Consider the following 17256-nt stretch of genomic DNA (forward strand, 5'->3'; position numbering starts at 1 on the left):
CACCTGAGCGCAGTTACAGCGCATTCTATCGAGGAGAGTTAGCCTATGTTCCGTTATGCCATTCCACTTCTGGCGGCGAGCGCGATTGCCAGCCCTGCTATGGCAGCAGAAGTTCAGCTTCAGGCTACAGGACCGGTGATCGAACTGACTGTAAATGAAACTGTCAAAGCCGATCCGGATATTGTGAATATGAGCGCCGGTGTCACCACTGAAGCACCTACGGCTGTAGAGGCTATGCAGCAGAACGCCAAAGCTATGACGGCTGTGATTAAAAAGATTAAGGCGCTTGGTATTGCCGAGCGCGATATTCAGACATCAGGGATCAACCTTGGTGCGCGGTATGATTACGACCAGCAAAACAGCAAGCAGGTCTTCCGCGGGTATCAAGCGAGCAACCGAGTGAATATTGTCCTACGCGACACGAAAAAGATTGGTCAGACATTGGATGCGCTCGTAGCCTCCGGGGCTACCGATCTTAACGGGCCTAATTGGTCACTGGAAAATGATCAGGCTGCCAAGGCTGAAGCGCGTCGTAATGCTCTGAACAGCGCCAAGGCACAGGCAATGGAATATGCTAAATGGGCTGGCTATCCGAATATTCAGTTGCTGGAAGTGAGTGAATCTATTTCACGTAGCCAGCCAATGATGAGTGATCGTATCATGGCTACAGCTCATGCAGTGGCTGAATCCACACCAGTCCAGCCCGGCATGGTGGAGACCGGTGTGACGGTTTCAGTTAAATATCAAATGGTGAAATAAAGCATTGTAAGGGCTAGGGAATTTCTCTGGCCCTTCATTTATTGACGGATGGCTCATTCAGTCATTGTTCAACGCATCAAGCTTATGCATGATAGCATGATGCGAAAGCTTACTGCTATCTCACTCTTTCCGGTCATTTTGAGCCTTGGTCTCTCGAGCGTTGCGCCTGCTCAATCGCGCGATGAGCAGGGTCAAGTGCGTAAAGCTATGCGGGAAGGCAACGTTCAATCGCTGCGCGATATTGAACGCCGGGTTCTCCCGCAGATGAAGGGTCACGAATATTTAGGACCGGAATATGATGTTGCGGCCAAGATCTATCGATTGAAGTTCATTCGCGATGGTCGGGTCGTTTTTGTGGATGTCGATGCTCGGTCTGGGCGGATTATCGGCCGCTCAGACTGATTTTATGCAATGAATGTCTCCCCAATTGAAACTTGTCGTGTGGTTGACGTGTTTCATAGAAGAGTCCACATCACGGGCCGCTTAACCGCAGGGGAATGTGCATGCGTATCCTGATTGTCGAGGACGAACCCACCCTCGGCCAGCAATTGAAAACGTCGCTTGAACAAAATGGCTATGCCGTCGATCTTTCGGTTGATGGAGAAGACGGCCATTTCATGGGCGTAACCGAAGAATATGATGCAGTTATCCTCGACCTCGGGCTGCCTGAGATCGATGGCCTCACCGTGCTGGGTATGTGGCGCAAAGAAGGCCGTAATTTCCCGGTTCTGGTTCTCACCGCCCGCGATAGCTGGTCTGACAAGGTGGCGGGTCTTGATGCGGGCGCGGATGATTATCTTGCCAAGCCGTTTCAGACTGAAGAATTGATCGCACGCCTGCGCGCCCTTATCCGCCGTGCATCTGGTAATGCGTCGTCTGAACTGTCTGCCGGTATGGTGCGGCTTGATACGCGCTCCGGTAGGGTGACGCTCGACGGTGAGCCAGTGAAACTGACGGCGCAGGAATATAAGCTCCTGTCTTACCTCATGCACCACAAGGGCAAGGTGGTTAGCAGAACGGAGCTGATCGAACATATTTACGATCAGGATTTTGACCGCGATTCCAATACAATCGAGGTTTTTGTAACGCGTATCCGCAAGAAGCTCGGTGCGCATATCATCACGACAATCCGTGGCCTCGGTTACAGCCTCGACGACCCCGCTGACGCCCCGCGCGAGTAAGCCTGGCATTTCTGGCGAAGCCGTTTCTGTTGGAGACGGCTTGCTGGAAAAGCAGGCGATCGCTGCTGGCGCAGCCCCCCCACATACCGGGAGCCTTGCCCGGCGCATGATGCTGATTGCAGCCGGGTGGATTTCCATTCTGTTGTTGCTCGGCGGATTTGCGCTTGATCGCACATTGGCTGGCCTCGTCACTCGTCAGTTTGACGACCAGTTGAACTATGTTTTGACGGCGATGATCGGTTCGGCAGAGATCGGCCCGGAAGGAGAGGTTTATTTCAATCGTTTGCTCGGTGATCAGCGGTTTTTAGAGCCTAATAGTGGGCATTATTGGCAAATCAGCGGTGATGGGCATGATGTGTATCCTTCACGATCCTTATGGGATCGCACGCTGGAAGTGCATGATGTCGGCAATGATTTTCAGCCATATTATTATGACAGTAAGCAGTTCCACAACGAGCCTTTAAGGGTGGTAGAACGCACCATAATGCTACCTGAAAGTAACACAAAGTGGCATTTTGTGGTTGCTGCCGACCGGCAGGGGCTGAACGCTCAGATTGCACAATTTCGTTGGATCTTGGTCTGGAGTTTTGCAGTTCTTGGTATCGGCCTGTTGCTGATGGCGACGATGCAGATTTTCTATGGTCTGAGCCCATTGCGCCGGGTGCGATTGGCGATCGCTCGTATTCGAACTGCCGGGGCGAACCGGGTCACTGATCCTCTGCCCTTGGAAGTGCAGCCGATGGTTGAGGAATTAAATGCACTGCTGGCCCATTCTGAAAAGCAGGCCGAGGAAGCGCGCACCCATGCTGGCAACCTTGCCCACGCACTCAAGACGCCGCTCACTGTACTGACAAATGCGGCAAGTGCCCATGCGCCGGACCTTGACCATACTGTTTTGAGAGAAGCTGCCGTGATGCGGCGACAGGTTGACCATCACCTTGCTCGGGCGAGGGCGGCAGGGCGGCGCTCAGTCGGCTTCGCCAGGGCTAATGTGCTTGATAGTGCCGTGGCTGTGCAACGCGCCGTTTCCAGGCTCTATCCTGATGTTCGGTTTGACATTGATGGTAGCAAAAACTCTGAAGTTGCGATTGAGCGACAGGATCTTGATGAGATTTTCGGCAATTTGATTGAAAATGCTGCAAAATACGGCGGTGGAAGTGTGTTCGTCACGGTTGATGCCGAACCTGAGAAGCGCTTGTGCCGCGTGTGGATTGAAGATGACGGAGTCGGTATCCCCAGCAAGGATAGAAAGAGCATTTTTGCGCGTGGTGCCAGGCTCGATACTGAAAAGCCCGGCACCGGGCTTGGGCTCGCAATTGTGAGCGATGTTGTCCATATTTACGGCGGTAATGTGAGCTTGCATGAAAGTGAGGATCTGGGCGGTTTACTTGTTCAACTCGACCTCCCGCGCGCAGGCAATTGAGCGCACAGCTTGTGCAATACCTAACATTGATGTAAATAGGATACTCTTCTGAAAGGAGGAGCTTTTCATGTTTCGTTATACCGCCGACATCGCCGGATCGGACATTGACCACATGGGTCATGTGAATAATGCCGTCTATCTCAGATGGGTTCAGGATGCGGTGGTCAAATATTGGGAATCCGTCGCCCCAGCGGAAGCGGTCGCAACACACCTTTGGGTCGCTCTCAAACATGAGATCACCTATCGTAAGCCAGCATTCCTGAATGATCTGGTCTTTGCAGATGTCATCGCGCAGGAAGTGAAGGGGGCGAGAACCTTTTTCAGCACTCTCTTCCGCCGAGGTGAAGAAACCATCGCCGAAGTGACGAGCTGCTGGTGCTGCCTTGATTCGGTGTCACGCCGCCCGATGCGGGTTGCCACTGATCTGGCAAACCGCTTTATCGGGTCGGATAGAAAATAGATTGAAATGTTTGCCTCATCCGGGTGGGGCAAAATGTCCGCCTGCAGTTTAATCTTCGCGGGCGAGTCTGTGGTGACGGATCACTTCATCAATCACGAAACGAATGAATTTTTCACTGAATTCAGGATCAAGATCAGCATCTTCAGCCAGCGCACGCAGGCGCTTGATTTGCCGCTCTTCACGCGCAGGATCTGCGGGGGGGAGCGCGGTTTTGGCCTTATATTCACCGACCGCCTGCGTGATCCGAAAGCGCTCAGCGAGCATATGAATCAGCGCGGCATCAATATTATCAATGCTCTTGCGGAAGCTGTTCAGAACCTCATCAGGGCTGGATTGAGGCGGCGTTTGATCTTGCGTATTGGACATGGCGCCCTTGCTAGCAGCTATTCGGCGCTTGCCAAGCAGGGCAATTCCGACCATTTGCGGCAGATATGAGCGCAGAGGCAGTTTCCGTTAAGATGAAGGATCGTTCGAGCCAGCCAAGTCTGGACCCGATCCTGTCGCTGACAGCCCCATCTATGGAGGCGGTCAATGCTGTTATCCTCGACCGGATGCAGAGCGAAATTCCGCTTATTCCGGCACTTGCTGGCCATCTGATTTCAGGTGGCGGGAAGCGGATGCGGCCCATGCTGACACTCGCTGGTGCTGAACTGGTTGGCTATAAGGGCAATCATCATCACAAGCTGGCAGCAGCAGTGGAATTTCTTCACACCGCCACTTTGCTGCATGATGATGTAGTCGATGGGTCTGAAACACGGCGTGGCAAAGAAGCGGCCAACATGATCTATGGCAATCCGGCAACTGTGCTGGTGGGCGATTTTCTGTTTGCACGTGCTTTTGAATTGATGGTCGATGCAGACAATCTGCGCGCGCTGAAAGTTCTGTCTGACGCCAGCGTGATTATCGCGCAGGGCGAAGTTGATCAATTGACTGCCCAACGCAAGATTGAAACCAGCGAAGAACATTATCTGCACATTATCGGTGCGAAAACGGCAGCACTGTTTTCCGCTGCTAGCCGGATTTCTGCGGTGATTGCAGATTGTCCGCCTGAGCAGGAAAAAGCGCTCGACGATTATGGTCGCTATCTTGGCATTGCTTTCCAGCTTGTTGATGATGCGATCGACTATGATTCTGAACGTGCCGAAATGGGCAAGGATCAGGGCGACGATTTCCGCGAAGGCAAGATGACCCTGCCGGTGATTCTGGCCTATGAAAAAGGCACGAGCGAAGAGCGCAAATTCTGGCAGGAAGCGATTGCAGGCTTCCGCACGGAAGATGAAGATCTGGCCCATGCGGTCCAGCTGATCAATCGCCATGGCACGATTGCTGCTACGCGCGAGCGTGCGCTTGAATTTGCCGATAAGGCTTGTGACGCTCTGTCGATCTTCCCGGACAGTAAGGCCCGCGCCGCGATGGTGGAAGCGGCGCAATTTGCGGTATCGCGGCTTTACTAAAAATCAGGGAGGGAAGCATAACCCCTCTTTGTATTGTTTGGCCGGGATGATCGGGGGCCAGGATGAGTGATACAGGCCTGATGACTGATCTGCCGATCCACAAAATTCTGCCTGACCTGCTGAATGTGCTACGCAGTCGAAATTCGGCTGTCCTGATCGCACCACCGGGGGCAGGCAAGACAACAGCCGTTGCACCCGCGTTGCTCGATGAGGAATGGTGCACTGGCAACATCATTCTCCTTAGCCCGCGCCGTGTGGCGGCACGCGCGGCAGCAGAACGCATTGCCCAGATGCTTGGTGAGAAAGTGGGGGAGCGGGTCGGCTATCTCACACGGCTCGATACCAAGCGGTCGGCGCAAACCCGCATTCTGGTGATGACAGAAGCGATTTTTCTCGCGCAATTGCTGGAAGATCAGGAATTGTCTGGCGTGTCTGTGGTCTTGTTTGACGAAGCGCATGAACGGCATCTTGATTCCGACCTCAGTCTCGCTTTGGCATTGGAGAGCCAGCAGATTTTGCGGGAAGATCTGCGGTTGTTGGTGATGTCTGCCACCATCGATGGCACACGATTCGCGAGCCTTCTGGGAGAAGATGCTCCGGTGCTGGAGAGTGAAGGCAAGGCCTGGCCACTGACGATCAAATGGCTGGGAAGTCGCCCGGAACTGCGCATAGAAGATGCCATGACTTCCGCGATTTTGCAGGCATGGCGCGAAGAGGAAGGTGATATTCTCGCCTTCCTGCCGGGTGTTCGTGAAATTGAGCGCACGCGGGAGCGGTTGGAGGCGAAACTGCCTCATGTGCCGATCTTACCTCTGCACGGGCAGGTAGAACCCGCCGCACAGCGTGTGGCCATACGGCATGACAGCGAAGGCCGTCGCAGGATTGTGCTGGCCACTTCCATCGCTGAAACATCCATTACGCTGGAAGGTGTGTCAGTCGTGGTGGATAGTGGCCTATCCCGGGGCGCGGAATTTGATCTGGCAGCGGGTCTCACTCATCTGGTGACCACGCGGGCCAGTCAGGCTTCCACAGCACAAAGGGCAGGGCGTGCTGCACGCACCGGGCCGGGTGTCGCCTATCGCCTGTGGGAAGAAGGCGCCCATGCTGGCCGTCCGCCATTCGCTTCACCGGAAATTCTGACGCAAGACCTCGCGCCCTTATCTCTCAGTCTCGCACAATGGGGGGTGGTCGACCCGGCATCACTGCAATGGATCGACGCACCACCTGCCAATGCGCTTTCTGCGGCACGCCAACGGTTGCAAGCATTGGACGCGCTTGATGAACATGGTGCTATTACCGATTGGGGCCGCAAGGTGGCCTCTCTCCCTATGGAGCCTTGGCAATCGGCGATGCTGCTGTTTGGTGCGCGCTATGGCGCGGCCCGCGATGCGGCTCGGCTGGCGCTGCTGTTGCAGGAGCGTGGGCTTGGTGGGCGTGAGGAGGATTTGGCGCAGCGTCTGTCGCGGTGGAATAGCGACCGTTCTGGCAAAGCCGAAGCTTCCCGTAAACTCGCTGATGGTTGGGCACGGCGAGCTCAGAAGCTGGTCAGCCAAGCCGTCGATACGCCTCCGCCTTTGGGCATCATTCTGGCGCATGCCTTGCCGGAAAATATCGCCAGACGACGCGATGCTTCGGGCGAAAACTGGCTTTCATCAGGTGGGCGCGGGTATTTCTGCGATCCGGCTTCTCCGCTTGCCAGTAGCGAATGGATGGTGATCGGTGATGCCCAGGGGCAGGCGCGTGGGAGCCGGATTACTGCCGGACTGCCACTGAGCGTAGCCGAGGTGGAGCAGTGGCTTGGTGACCTGATGGAGCGGCGTTCCACTCTGCGCTGGGCAAATGACCGGGTGGAAGCGCGGTTAGAGCGCAGGCTTGGTGCGATCACATTGGCCAGTGGTCCTGATCCGGAGCCTGATTCGGCGGCAGTGGAGGCTTTGTTGCTGGAAAAAGCGATAAGCCGCCTCGATTCGCTGCTACCAAATGAACTGCTCGCCCGGGCGCGTTTCGTTAGGATTGAGGCTCTGGCGGTTGAAAAGCTGGTAGCAGAGGCGGAAGAATGGCTTGCTCCAGCTTTATTGGGGCGGCGCGATTTGAAGCTTCCCAAAGGGGTTTTGGTTGATTCGCTAATGGCGCGGCTGGATTGGGATTCGCGCCAGAAGCTTGATCGTGAAGCACCCAGGGACTTCGCGACGCCGGCAGGTAGTCATCACAGGATAGACTATGCTGGCGATGGCGCGCCTTCTGTGGAAGTGAGGGTTCAGGCGCTTTTCGGGCTGGATTCGCACCCGATGATTGGGCGGACCCCATTGCTGCTGAACCTTACCAGCCCTGCTGGCAGGCCGATTCAGGCGACCCGTGATTTGCCCGGTTTTTGGCGCGGAAGCTGGCGGGATGTGTGTAAGGATATGAAGGGGCGCTACCCCAGACACCGCTGGCCGGAGGAACCCTGGACCGAGCGCCCGAGTTTAAAGACGAAGAAAGCCTTCGATCGCTCTTGATTTTCACGCCAATTCGCAGGAAAGCGACATTTATGCAGGCACGTATCTACAAACGACCGAAGAATGCGATGCAATCCGGCAAGGCGCTCGTGGACCAGTGGGTTCTCGAATTTATGCCTGCCGAAGCCAAGAAGGCTGACCCTTTGATGGGTTGGGCCGGAAGTGGCGATACGCAGCAGCAGGTCCAGTTGAAGTTTCCCTCACAGGAAGCCGCTCAAGCCTATGCGGATAAGTATGGCATCACTGCCATCACCCATACCGTTCCCGCTAAGCGTCTGAAAATCCAGGCTTACGCAGATAATTTTCGCTGATTGACCCGGCGCAGTGCGGCTAGTGGTTGCAATATTTTCGTAACCCAGCCATACGGCGCGCCGGGAGTCGGGCGGACGTTTGCGTTCGCTAACCTGGTCAGGTCCGGAAGGAAGCAGCCATACCGGATTGCGACGGGTCGCTCGGCTCCTTTTTCTCCTGACATTCTGGCCGCCAGCCCCTACCTTGACCGCTATGAATGATTCCGCGGACATGTTTGGCGATACGCCCCCTGAAGACGAGCGTGATGACACGCAGCCCAGCGCTGAAGAGCTTGAAGAAGCCGGGCAATCCGCGCTTTTTGAGCCTGAAGCGCTGCCTTGGAAGCAGGATGACGAGCCTGCGAAAGCGGCTCCAGAGCCTGTTCCTGCAAAAGAGCCAGAACAGGACATGACAGCGCCTGAAAGGGCTCTAACAGCGCCAGAAAGCGACACAGCAGTGGCAGTATCTGAAGTGGCGCAACCTTACCGCGTTCTCGCTCGAAAATACCGGCCGCAAACCTTCTCCGAACTGATCGGACAGGATGCGATGGTCCGCACGCTGGCCAATGCGATTGAGCGTGATCGGCTGGCCCATGCCTTTTTGATGACTGGCGTTCGTGGGGTCGGCAAGACTTCCACCGCGCGTCTGATCGCCAAGGCGCTCAACTGCATCGGGCCGGATGGGCAGGGCGGGCCGACGATTGATCCTTGTGGGAAGTGTGAGCCTTGCATCGCGATTGCTGAGGGCCGCCATATTGATGTGATCGAAATGGACGCTGCCTCGCATACTGGTGTTGATGATGTGCGCGAGATTATCGAAGCGGTGCGTTATGCCGCTGTTTCGGCGCGCTATAAAATTTACATCATCGACGAAGTGCACATGCTGTCCCGCAATGCCTTCAACGCTTTGCTGAAGACGCTGGAAGAACCGCCGGCGCATGTGAAATTCCTCTTCGCCACCACCGAAGTTGATAAGCTGCCTGTTACCGTGCTGAGCCGGACGCAGCGTTTTGACCTTCGCCGGATTCCAACCCCAATGCTCCAGCAGCATTTTGCCAGCATTTGCCGGCAGGAACGGGTGGAGGCGGAGGATGAAGCTTTGGCCATGGTCGCCGCGGCGGCGGAAGGCTCGGTACGCGATGGCTTGTCGATTCTCGATCAGGCGATTGCCCATGCCGATCTGAACGAAGGCGGCACGGTGACGGCGGAGCGGGTGCGCGATATGCTGGGCCTGTCTGACAAGACGGCACAGCGGGCATTGTTCGGCGCGGTTCTGGAAGGTGACGCGAAGGCTCTGCTTGATGCGATTGCGCGGCAATATTCGCTGGGCGTAGAACCGCTGGCGCTGCTGCGTGGGGCGATGGACCTGACGCATAAGATTACCGTGGCGCAGGTGGGCGGCAGTGCTGAAGATGCGCCGACGCTGGAAGAGCGGCAAGCGATTGAGGAATGGGCAGGGCGGCTTTCAGCGGCGCAATTGCACCGCCTGTGGCAGCTTCTCCTCAAAGGGTATGACGAGGTGCGCCAGGCACCCGATCCGCTGGTGGCCACACAAATGGCGCTGCTGCGGGTGATGCATGCGTCCAATATGCCCGACCCCGGCCAGCTTGCCCGCACTTTGCAGGATATGGCGACCAATGGCATCGCGGTTGCACCAGCACCGTCTGGAGATGCTGTTGCAAGTGGCGCGCCATCTGCCACAGCGCCGGTGGCCGTTCAGGCACCGCCGGTTCACTGGCAGGATCTGGTCGATCAGGTGGAACATTCCGGCCAGCTTCGCGCTTGGCAAATGATGCGCGACTGGGTGCGGGTGATTTCGCTGAAATCGGGCGAATTGATCTTCACGCTGGCCCCCGGAATGCCGGACGATCCAACGGGCCTGCTGCGCGAAGCCTTGTTTCAGGCCACCGGGGAACGCTGGCAGGTGGAACGCGGTGAAGGCGAAGGCTCGCCCTCTTTACGGGAAGTGAAAGAGGCGGAAAAAGCCGCTGAAGAACGGAAAATTCGTGAAGCTCCCTTGGTCATGGCTGCATTTGAAGCCTTTCCAGGAGCGCAATTGGTTGATGAATCAGACACGCTGAAAAGCGATACGAAATGGAGCAGAAGCGCATGAAGTCGATGGAAGAAATGCTGCAGGCAGCACAGCAAGCCGCTGAAACTATTCAGAAGCAGATGGGCGATGCCCAAGCCAAGCTTGACGCGATTGAAGTGGAAGGCACTTCGGGTGGCGGTCTCGTCAAGATTCGCTGCTCTGCCAAGGGCCGCATTCTGGGCGTTGCGATTGATGACAGCCTGATGAAGCCGGAAGAAAAGCAGGTTCTGGAAGATCTGGTCACGGCGGCATTCAACGATGCACGCGGCAAGGCTGACCGGGTGGCCAATGATGAGATGGGCAAGGTCCAGCAGGGCATGGGCCTGCCACCGGGCTTCAATTTCCCCGGCATGGGCTGAGGCGCATAAAGGGTAGGCAGGCACTGCTTTTGCCAGCCCTGCGCATCTTATATCCCAGGAAACAACCAAAACCGCGCAGAAATCTTGGGATTTAACCCCATTTTAGGGGTTTCTGCGCTGTTCTTGGCTGAAAATATGCCCATACTTCTCAACTAGGCCGGAGAAGTGAGGATGCGCGGATGTTGCACCGCAGTCAGTGCGTTCCCATATCAGGGCCAAGCCGGTTTTACCGGGAATGGTGCATTATTGCGCCGGAATTGAACGGACAGAATTGCTGATGAATTTATACCCCCTGCTTCCCTTGCGCGATATTGTCGTTTTCCCCGGCATGGTCGTTCCGCTGTTTGTGGGCCGTGAAAAGTCCGTGGCAGCGCTTGAAGCGGCGATGGAAGGTGACAAGGATATTTTCCTTCTGGCGCAGCTCGATCCGGGCTGTGATGATCCTGAACGCGCGGACCTCTATGATGTGGGCGTTGTGGCGCAGGTGCTGCAACTGCTGAAACTGCCTGATGGTACGGTGCGCGTGCTGGTGGAAGGCAAGCAGCGTGCCCAGATGGACAATATGCGCGAAGAAGGCGGCCTCGTCGTTGCGCAGGTTGAATTGCAGGATGAAGTGACATCGGCTGGCAATGAAGTTGCCGCGATGATGCGCTCTGCGCTCGAACAGTTCGGCGAATATGCCAAGCTCAACAAGAAGCTCCCTGAAGAGCTGGATGAAGAGCTGGCCAATATTGATGATGCGGGAAAATTGTCAGACACGATTGCCGCTAATCTGACCGCCAAGGTGTCAGACAAACAGGCCGTGCTGACCGAACCTGAGCCGCTGAAGCGCCTCGAAATGGTGTTCTCCTTCATGGAAGGCGAACTCTCCGTCCTTCAGGTGGAGCGCAAGATCCGTGGCCGTGTGAAGCGCCAGATGGAAAAGACCCAGCGGGAATATTACCTCAACGAACAGTTGAAAGCGATCCAGTCTGAACTCGGCAATGGCGACGGTGAAGAAGCCGATGAACTGGCCGAATTGCAGAAACAGATCGACACGCTGAAAATGTCGAAGGAAGCCAAAGCCAAGGCGCAGTCTGAGCTGAAAAAGCTCAAGCACATGCAACCGATGAGCGCCGAAGCGACCGTGATCCGCAATTATCTCGATGTGTTGCTGGGCTTGCCTTGGGGCAAGAAATCCAAGCTGAAAAAGGACATCGGCAAGGCGCAGGAAGTCCTTGATGAGGATCACTATGCGCTGGATAAGGTGAAGGACCGGATCGTCGAATATCTGGCGGTTCAGGCACGCACCAATAAATTGAAAGGCCCGATCCTGTGCCTCGTCGGCCCTCCGGGTGTCGGCAAGACCAGCCTTGGCAAGTCTATCGCCAAGGCCACAGGGCGTGAATTTATCCGCCAGTCGCTGGGCGGTGTGCGTGATGAAGCTGAAATTCGCGGCCATCGCCGGACCTATATCGGCTCGCTGCCGGGTAAGATCGTGACCAATCTCAAGAAGGCTGGTGCATCGAACCCGCTGTTCCTGCTCGATGAGATTGACAAGCTGGGGCAGGATTTCCGGGGTGATCCGGCATCTGCCCTGCTCGAAGTGCTGGACCCGGAACAGAATTCGAAGTTCCAGGATCACTATCTTGAACTCGATGTAGACCTCAGTGATGTGATGTTTGTCTGCACGGCAAACTCGCTCAATCTCCCGCAGGCGCTGCTGGACCGGATGGAGATCATCCGTCTGGAAGGTTATACGGAAGATGAAAAAGTCGAGATTGCGCAACGGCATCTGATCGCCAAGCAGATCGAAGCCCATGGCCTGACCGAAGGGGAGTTTGAACTCACCGAAGCTGGTCTGCGCGATCTGATTCGCTATTACACCCGCGAAGCTGGCGTGCGTACGCTGGAGCGGGAAATTGCCGCATTGTGCCGTAAGGTGCTGCGCAAAATTCTCGAAAAGGAAGTGAGTTCCGTTTCCATCACGCCCGAAAATCTGGGGGACTTCGCCGGTGTGCGTAAATTCCGCCATGATATGTCGGAAGAAGAAGCGCAGGTCGGGGCCGTTACGGGTCTTGCCTGGACAGAAGTGGGCGGCCAGCTCCTGTCAATTGAAAGCGTGACGACGCCCGGCAAGGGGGAAATCCGCACAACCGGCAAGCTCGGTGATGTGATGAATGAATCCATCCAGGCTGCTTTCAGCTTTGTGAAGGCGCGGGCTCCTGCTTATGGGATCAAGCCATCGCTGTTCCAGCGCAAGAACATCCACATCCATCTGCCCGAAGGGGCCGTGCCCAAGGATGGGCCAAGTGCTGGTATCGGCATGGTCACTTCCATCGTTTCAACGCTCAGCGGCATTCCGGTGCGGCCTGATGTTGCGATGACAGGTGAAGTCACTTTGCGTGGCCGTGTGCTGCCTATCGGTGGCCTTAAAGAAAAGCTGCTCGCGGCACTTCGCGGGGGAATCACGACGGTGATGATTCCCGAAGAAAACGAAAAAGACCTCGCTGAAATTCCCGATAATGTGAAGCAGGGCATGAAAATCATCCCTGTGAAGCATGTCGATGAGGTTTTGGAGATTGCTTTGACGTCAAAGCCCGAACCGATCGAATGGACAGAGGCGGATGACCTCGCCAGCCAACCCGTGCCTCAGGTTCCGGATTTGACACGTGGTATGGCGCACTAAATGCACGACCGGTCGAGAGTGCAGCGCAATATATAGGTATGTCTCCCTAATCTGTCGTTTTCAGCTTGGGGAGCTTCCTTTTTTGCGCAGTGCAACAATAAGCAAGCCAATGTAATAATTTTAAAAAAACCGCTCTTTTCTGCGCCTTAGGCTTTGACAGATGCATCAAAAACGGCTCAATTCCATGCATCGCGAGGCGATTCAAATTTACTATCCCACACGAACAACCTGAGGGGGTTATTCACTTATGAACAAGAACGAACTGATCGGCGCAGTCGCTGATGCCAGCGGCCTTACCCGCAACGATGCCACCAAGGCTGTTGAAGCGGTTTTTGAAACGATCACCTCTGCTTTGGCCAAAGAAGACGAAGTTCGTCTGGTTGGCTTTGGCACATTCTCAGTCGCTAAGCGCAAGGCGTCCACCGGCCGCAACCCACGCACTGGCGAACCGATGACCATCAAGGCATCGACCCAGCCAAAGTTCAAGGCCGGCAAAGGTCTCAAGGATGCTGTAAACTAAGCATTTTAATCAATTTATCCGGTAGGCTTGGCCTCCGGATAGGCAAAAGGCCGCTCCTCGTTTGAGGAGCGGCCTTTTTGTTGCCCTGAGCAATCAGAGTGCACGTCGTCTATTTTTGCAGCGCAATCAGCGCTGTCGGGGCGACCTTGGTCCGGCTGTTGATGACCCATTCCAGCACTTTGCCATTTGAGGAAGCGCGTGGCCCTTCATCAGTGTTATTGGCCAGAATTGTGCCATTGGTGATGATGCGGAATGTCCCTTCAAGCTTGGGAAGTTCCGAAGTGTCAGCATTCTTGCTTTCGCCAGCCGCTGCCAGCAAGGCTCCCATTCCTGACGGATTGCTATTGTCTTGCGCTGAAAACCCCGGTGCGGTGATCCGCACGCTATTATCAGCGCGGCGCGTGAGCATGACGAACTTTTCAACCATTGGCATGTCTTCGATGGTCGGAAAAATAAAATCATGAGTCAGTTTGCTGGTGATTTCAAACTCCACGTTGAACAGGCCTTTCCCAGCATATTCGACGTTTTTCCAGCCTTTCTGACGGCGCAACTTAGCCGCTATTTCTTCCCCGACATCTGGATCAGAGGGATCAATACCACCCATCATGGATTGCATAATACCAGCGTTTTTCTGTGCCTCATTCTTGCGGCTGGAGTTGAAGGTTTCCCATTCCTCGCGCTGGGTTTCGATCTCCTCTTGTGTGCAATCACGCTGTGCGTTGGTCTCTTCATCCCAGCAGTGGGGTAAGAATTCTCCGTTGTCTTTCTGCTCGGCGGCCATGGCGGCCAGTTCACTCAGGCCGAGCATGGTGATTTCACCAGTGTAATTATAAGTGAAGCTGCCATCGCGATGCAGATTGAGCGTTGAATCAAATTTTCCCGGCACCAGCATACATGCGGCCAGCAATAATGCTGTGCTGGCCGCACATAGGGCGACTATTGGCCTGCGGATCTCAGTCCAATGAATCATGAGTTCATCCTCAGTTGCGAATCGCTGCGGCGTAGAGCGCGATGGCCGCAGCATTGGAGACATTGAGGCTTTCCATCTGCTCGCTGATGGGAAGCCGGGCGAGGGCATCGCAATGTTGCGCGATATTATGCCGCAAGCCTTCACCTTCTGCACCAAGCACCAGAGCAACCGGGCCGGTTGGCAGAGCTTCAGCAAAAGTGGCTTCGGCTTCACCGGCAAGTCCGATTCGCCAATAACCGGCGTCTGCCATCTCATCGAGCGCACGTGCCAGATTGACCACACGCACCCAAGGCATTGTTTCCATCGCACCGGAGGCAGATTTTGCCACAACGCCGCTTTCTGGCGGAGCATGGCGATCCTGCGTCACAATGGCGACCGCGTTGAAAGCAGCGGCAGAGCGTAGAATCGCGCCAACATTGTGCGGGTCTGTGACCTGATCGAGCACGACGATTGGGCGTGATGAATCCCCATCCAGCACTTCATCGAGATGCAAATCTTCCAGCGGTTCGCATTCCAGAACCAGCCCCTGATGTGGCGTGTCCCGTGTGACGAGGCGGGCCAGGTCAGTGACGGCGGCATATTCCACAGGAAAATTTTCTGGCAATTCGCCGTCCAACGCTTCCAGTGCTTCTCGAGTTGCCCACAGCTTTTTATGTTGCCTGTTGGGATTCATCAGTGCTGCTTCGACTGCATGACGACCCCAGAGCCGCACAACGCCTGCTGCGCTGCGGCCAGAGCCACGCCCGCCCTGCATACGGCCTGCGCGCCCCCGCAAAGCCTTTTTATCAACATTTTTGGCCATAAAATCTCCTTATTTGTGCGCGCATGCCAGTAGCCCCATTGACAGGCAAGCGCCGCTTCGCCATTGAGCCCCCCACTCGGCCGGACGGTTCCTCTCTCGAGAGGCACTTCAAGTGGAATAAACCCCGCAACCGGCGAACCGGTGGACAGGTGGCCGAGTGGTTAAAGGCAGCAGACTGTAAATCTGCCCGCGCAAGCGTACGCTGGTTCGAATCCAGCCCTGTCCACCACTTCGCCCCTCTCAAAACTCAACGCTATATCACTACTGGCGTGGTGGATATTGTTACTTGCTGTGCAGCCTTAATGCTGCCGTTTCCTATGATATCTGTTCGGATGTGTTTCTGCATCTCGCGAAGATAGGCAGGCGCGTATTTGGGATATTCTTTATTCTTTTAAAGAATGCTTGTTCTTCTGGTTCCTTTTGAAAGACAAGAGGAGAAGAGGGGGGCATGAAAATTGGATCTTTGCTGGAATTTGCGCAAGATATTTAAATTGGCTGGGCTGGTGCTGACAGGCTTTGGGTTTATGCAGCCAGCCCATGCCAAATGGCGCGAAGCATCGAGCGAGCATTTTGTCATCTATGCTGATGAAAGAGAGCACAGTCTCCGCCGTTTTACGGAGAGCCTTGAGAATTTTCATGCTGCACTGAAACTGATTCTGGCGACGGAGCCTGACACGCCGAGCCCATCCAATCGAGTCACCATCTATCAGGTGGATAGCCAAAAAGACGTTCGTGAACTTATCGGCAGCAAGAGCCGTTACATTCAAGGTTTCTATGTCCCCAGTGCAGGTGGCTCTCTAGCGATTGTTCCAGACGGAATTTATGGGGGCAAAAGAATCAGCTCTTCGATGAGTGTGTTGCTTCACGAATATGCGCATCATTTCCAATATGCTGCATCGACTGCGCCGCCTGTTAAGTGGTTGACTGAAGGTTCCGCAGAATTCTGGGCCGCGGCATCATTTGAACGAGATGGCACGGTGAATGTTGGCGGTGTTCCGATGTCTCGGGCCCATGAGCTACTGAACCTGCCAAAAGTTCCGATCGAGCAATTGCTGGATAGTGACCTTTACGAAGCCAATCGGGGGCGCAGCTACGATTCGTTCTATGGTCGCAGTTGGCTGCTTTATCACTACCTGATCTTCAATAAGGAGCGGCAGGGCCAGTTGATGCAATATATGCGGCTGGTTAGAACAGGCACGCCATCGCTTGAGGCAGGCAAGCAGGCTTTCGGCGATCTGGATCAGCTCGAAAAGGAACTGTCCGCCTATTTGATGAGTAGGCGCATGAAAACCTTTTCACTTAAGCCTGGCATGTTGGAAATTGGCGATATTACGATCCGCGAACTGCGTGATGGTGAAGCTGCGATCATGCCCACCAAAATTGTTTCGAAAACCGGTGTGGATGAAGAGTCGGCGCAGGAAGTGCTGATGGATGCCCGTAAAATTGCTGCCAGGTTTCCAGATGACGCTGTGGTGCTGGCAGAGCTTTCAGAGGCGGAGCTGGATGCCGGTAATATCGATCAGGCGGTTGCGTCGGCTGATGCGGCTATCGGGCGCGATGATGCTTATGCTGATGCCTATGTTCGCAAGATATTTATGCACTCTTCGCGAAGGCTGATGCCGAAAGAATGCGCAACCCACATATGCTGAAGCGCGCAAAACCATCATTGCTCTCAATCGGCTGGAAAACGATCATCCGATTCCGCTGATTTATTTCCATCGGCTCTTTGCCGAGCAGGGGGAGGAAGCCCCCGATATCGCGGTGGATGGGCTGGAGCGTG

General features: G+C 55.3%; 16 protein-coding genes, 1 tRNA gene and 1 other RNA gene. 15 read left to right on the forward strand and 3 right to left on the reverse strand.

Going from position 1 to position 17256, the window contains the following annotated elements; translation table 11 throughout:
• The first annotated feature begins 45 nt into the window (after positions 1 to 45).
• The 5 genes from GRI39_RS00840 to GRI39_RS00860 all read left to right on the forward strand — a co-directional run bounded on the left by GRI39_RS00840 (position 46) and on the right by GRI39_RS00860 (position 3823).
• Positions 46 to 759 (forward strand): SIMPL domain-containing protein, encoded by a 714-nt coding sequence (locus tag GRI39_RS00840; protein ID WP_160737818.1) that lies wholly within the window; start codon positions 46 to 48, stop codon positions 757 to 759.
• 96 nt (positions 760 to 855) lie between these two features.
• On the forward strand, positions 856 to 1161 hold the full coding sequence (locus GRI39_RS00845) for a PepSY domain-containing protein (RefSeq protein ID WP_425482294.1): 306 nt from the start codon (positions 856 to 858) through the stop codon (positions 1159 to 1161).
• Positions 1162 to 1262: 101 nt separating this feature from the next.
• Positions 1263 to 1940, forward strand: coding sequence for a response regulator transcription factor (locus GRI39_RS00850; RefSeq protein ID WP_160737819.1), 678 nt, complete (start codon positions 1263 to 1265; stop codon positions 1938 to 1940).
• Positions 1891 to 3363, forward strand: coding sequence for a sensor histidine kinase (locus tag GRI39_RS00855; RefSeq protein WP_425482295.1), 1473 nt, complete (start codon positions 1891 to 1893; stop codon positions 3361 to 3363). The genes GRI39_RS00850 and GRI39_RS00855 overlap by 50 nt, the downstream gene beginning before the upstream one ends.
• A gap of 67 nt (positions 3364 to 3430) precedes the next feature.
• Positions 3431 to 3823 carry an acyl-CoA thioesterase gene (locus GRI39_RS00860; protein WP_160737820.1) on the forward strand — a complete coding sequence of 131 codons (393 nt, stop codon included), beginning with the start codon at positions 3431 to 3433 and terminating at the stop codon, positions 3821 to 3823.
• Positions 3824 to 3871: 48 nt separating this feature from the next.
• Here GRI39_RS00860 and GRI39_RS00865 read toward each other — a convergent pair whose 3' ends face one another.
• A complete protein-coding gene (locus tag GRI39_RS00865; RefSeq protein ID WP_160737821.1) occupies positions 3872 to 4189 on the reverse strand; it encodes a chorismate mutase in 318 nt (105 codons plus the stop codon).
• Between the two features lie 65 nt (positions 4190 to 4254).
• On the opposite strand from GRI39_RS00865, the gene GRI39_RS00870 reads away from it, so the two are divergent.
• The 8 genes from GRI39_RS00870 to GRI39_RS00905 all read left to right on the forward strand — a co-directional run bounded on the left by GRI39_RS00870 (position 4255) and on the right by GRI39_RS00905 (position 13704).
• Complete coding sequence (locus GRI39_RS00870) at positions 4255 to 5277, forward strand: polyprenyl synthetase family protein (protein WP_160737822.1); 1023 nt, start codon at positions 4255 to 4257, stop codon at positions 5275 to 5277.
• 80 nt (positions 5278 to 5357) lie between these two features.
• Positions 5358 to 7775: an ATP-dependent helicase HrpB gene (gene hrpB, locus GRI39_RS00875; protein ID WP_160738551.1), complete on the forward strand. Its 2418-nt coding sequence runs from the start codon at positions 5358 to 5360 to the stop codon at positions 7773 to 7775.
• Between the two features lie 32 nt (positions 7776 to 7807).
• On the forward strand, positions 7808 to 8086 hold the full coding sequence (locus GRI39_RS00880) for an ETC complex I subunit (protein WP_160737823.1): 279 nt from the start codon (positions 7808 to 7810) through the stop codon (positions 8084 to 8086).
• Positions 8087 to 8146: 60 nt separating this feature from the next.
• Positions 8147 to 8241: signal recognition particle sRNA small type (gene ffs, locus GRI39_RS00885), an RNA gene on the forward strand.
• A gap of 38 nt (positions 8242 to 8279) precedes the next feature.
• Positions 8280 to 10178, forward strand: coding sequence for a DNA polymerase III subunit gamma/tau (locus GRI39_RS00890; protein ID WP_160737824.1), 1899 nt, complete (start codon positions 8280 to 8282; stop codon positions 10176 to 10178).
• Complete coding sequence (locus GRI39_RS00895; RefSeq protein ID WP_160738552.1) at positions 10175 to 10516, forward strand: YbaB/EbfC family nucleoid-associated protein; 342 nt, start codon at positions 10175 to 10177, stop codon at positions 10514 to 10516. Before GRI39_RS00890 ends, GRI39_RS00895 begins: the two co-directional genes overlap by 4 nt.
• Positions 10517 to 10793: 277 nt before the next feature.
• Positions 10794 to 13184, forward strand: a complete 2391-nt coding sequence (gene lon / locus GRI39_RS00900; protein ID WP_160737825.1) for an endopeptidase La — start codon at positions 10794 to 10796, stop codon at positions 13182 to 13184.
• A 247-nt stretch (positions 13185 to 13431) separates the two neighbouring features.
• Positions 13432 to 13704: an HU family DNA-binding protein gene (locus GRI39_RS00905; protein ID WP_160737826.1), complete on the forward strand. Its 273-nt coding sequence runs from the start codon at positions 13432 to 13434 to the stop codon at positions 13702 to 13704.
• 109 nt (positions 13705 to 13813) lie between these two features.
• On the opposite strand, the gene GRI39_RS00910 is transcribed toward GRI39_RS00905, so the two are convergent.
• Together GRI39_RS00910 and rlmB are read right to left on the reverse strand one after the other, a co-directional pair.
• Positions 13814 to 14674, reverse strand: coding sequence for a hypothetical protein (locus GRI39_RS00910; protein WP_160737827.1), 861 nt, complete (start codon positions 14672 to 14674; stop codon positions 13814 to 13816).
• A 10-nt stretch (positions 14675 to 14684) separates the two neighbouring features.
• Positions 14685 to 15476 (reverse strand): 23S rRNA (guanosine(2251)-2'-O)-methyltransferase RlmB, encoded by a 792-nt coding sequence (rlmB, locus tag GRI39_RS00915; RefSeq protein ID WP_160737828.1) that lies wholly within the window; start codon positions 15474 to 15476, stop codon positions 14685 to 14687.
• A 143-nt stretch (positions 15477 to 15619) separates the two neighbouring features.
• Between rlmB and GRI39_RS00920 the strand changes: the two genes are divergently transcribed.
• Both GRI39_RS00920 and GRI39_RS00925 read left to right on the forward strand, forming a co-directional pair.
• Positions 15620 to 15705: transfer RNA gene (locus GRI39_RS00920), tRNA-Tyr, on the forward strand.
• A 244-nt stretch (positions 15706 to 15949) separates the two neighbouring features.
• A complete protein-coding gene (locus tag GRI39_RS00925) occupies positions 15950 to 17125 on the forward strand; it encodes a tetratricopeptide repeat protein (protein ID WP_160737829.1) in 1176 nt (391 codons plus the stop codon).
• Positions 17126 to 17256 lie beyond the last annotated feature (131 nt).

It is taken from the genome of Altericroceibacterium indicum (assembly GCF_009828105.1).
In the GTDB taxonomy this organism is placed as follows: Bacteria; Pseudomonadota; Alphaproteobacteria; order Sphingomonadales; family Sphingomonadaceae; genus Altericroceibacterium; species Altericroceibacterium indicum.

What these genes read in the sequence shown, in the direction of transcription:
- rlmB (WP_160737828.1), bottom strand. Translation starts at nt 15,476, where the DNA reads ATGGCCAAAAATGTTGATAAAAAGGCTTTGCGGGGGCGCGCAGGCCGT.
- GRI39_RS00880 (WP_160737823.1), top strand. Translation starts at nt 7,808, where the DNA reads ATGCAGGCACGTATCTACAAACGACCGAAGAATGCGATGCAATCCGGC.
- GRI39_RS00910 (WP_160737827.1), bottom strand. Translation starts at nt 14,674, where the DNA reads ATGATTCATTGGACTGAGATCCGCAGGCCAATAGTCGCCCTATGTGCG.
- hrpB (WP_160738551.1), top strand. Translation starts at nt 5,358, where the DNA reads ATGACTGATCTGCCGATCCACAAAATTCTGCCTGACCTGCTGAATGTG.
- GRI39_RS00860 (WP_160737820.1), top strand. Translation starts at nt 3,431, where the DNA reads ATGTTTCGTTATACCGCCGACATCGCCGGATCGGACATTGACCACATG.
- GRI39_RS00840 (WP_160737818.1), top strand. Translation starts at nt 46, where the DNA reads ATGTTCCGTTATGCCATTCCACTTCTGGCGGCGAGCGCGATTGCCAGC.
- GRI39_RS00850 (WP_160737819.1), top strand. Translation starts at nt 1,263, where the DNA reads ATGCGTATCCTGATTGTCGAGGACGAACCCACCCTCGGCCAGCAATTG.
- GRI39_RS00845 (WP_425482294.1), top strand. Translation starts at nt 856, where the DNA reads ATGATGCGAAAGCTTACTGCTATCTCACTCTTTCCGGTCATTTTGAGC.
- GRI39_RS00870 (WP_160737822.1), top strand. Translation starts at nt 4,255, where the DNA reads ATGAGCGCAGAGGCAGTTTCCGTTAAGATGAAGGATCGTTCGAGCCAG.
- GRI39_RS00865 (WP_160737821.1), bottom strand. Translation starts at nt 4,189, where the DNA reads ATGTCCAATACGCAAGATCAAACGCCGCCTCAATCCAGCCCTGATGAG.
- lon (WP_160737825.1), top strand. Translation starts at nt 10,794, where the DNA reads ATGAATTTATACCCCCTGCTTCCCTTGCGCGATATTGTCGTTTTCCCC.
- GRI39_RS00890 (WP_160737824.1), top strand. Translation starts at nt 8,280, where the DNA reads ATGAATGATTCCGCGGACATGTTTGGCGATACGCCCCCTGAAGACGAG.
- GRI39_RS00905 (WP_160737826.1), top strand. Translation starts at nt 13,432, where the DNA reads ATGAACAAGAACGAACTGATCGGCGCAGTCGCTGATGCCAGCGGCCTT.
- GRI39_RS00895 (WP_160738552.1), top strand. Translation starts at nt 10,175, where the DNA reads ATGAAGTCGATGGAAGAAATGCTGCAGGCAGCACAGCAAGCCGCTGAA.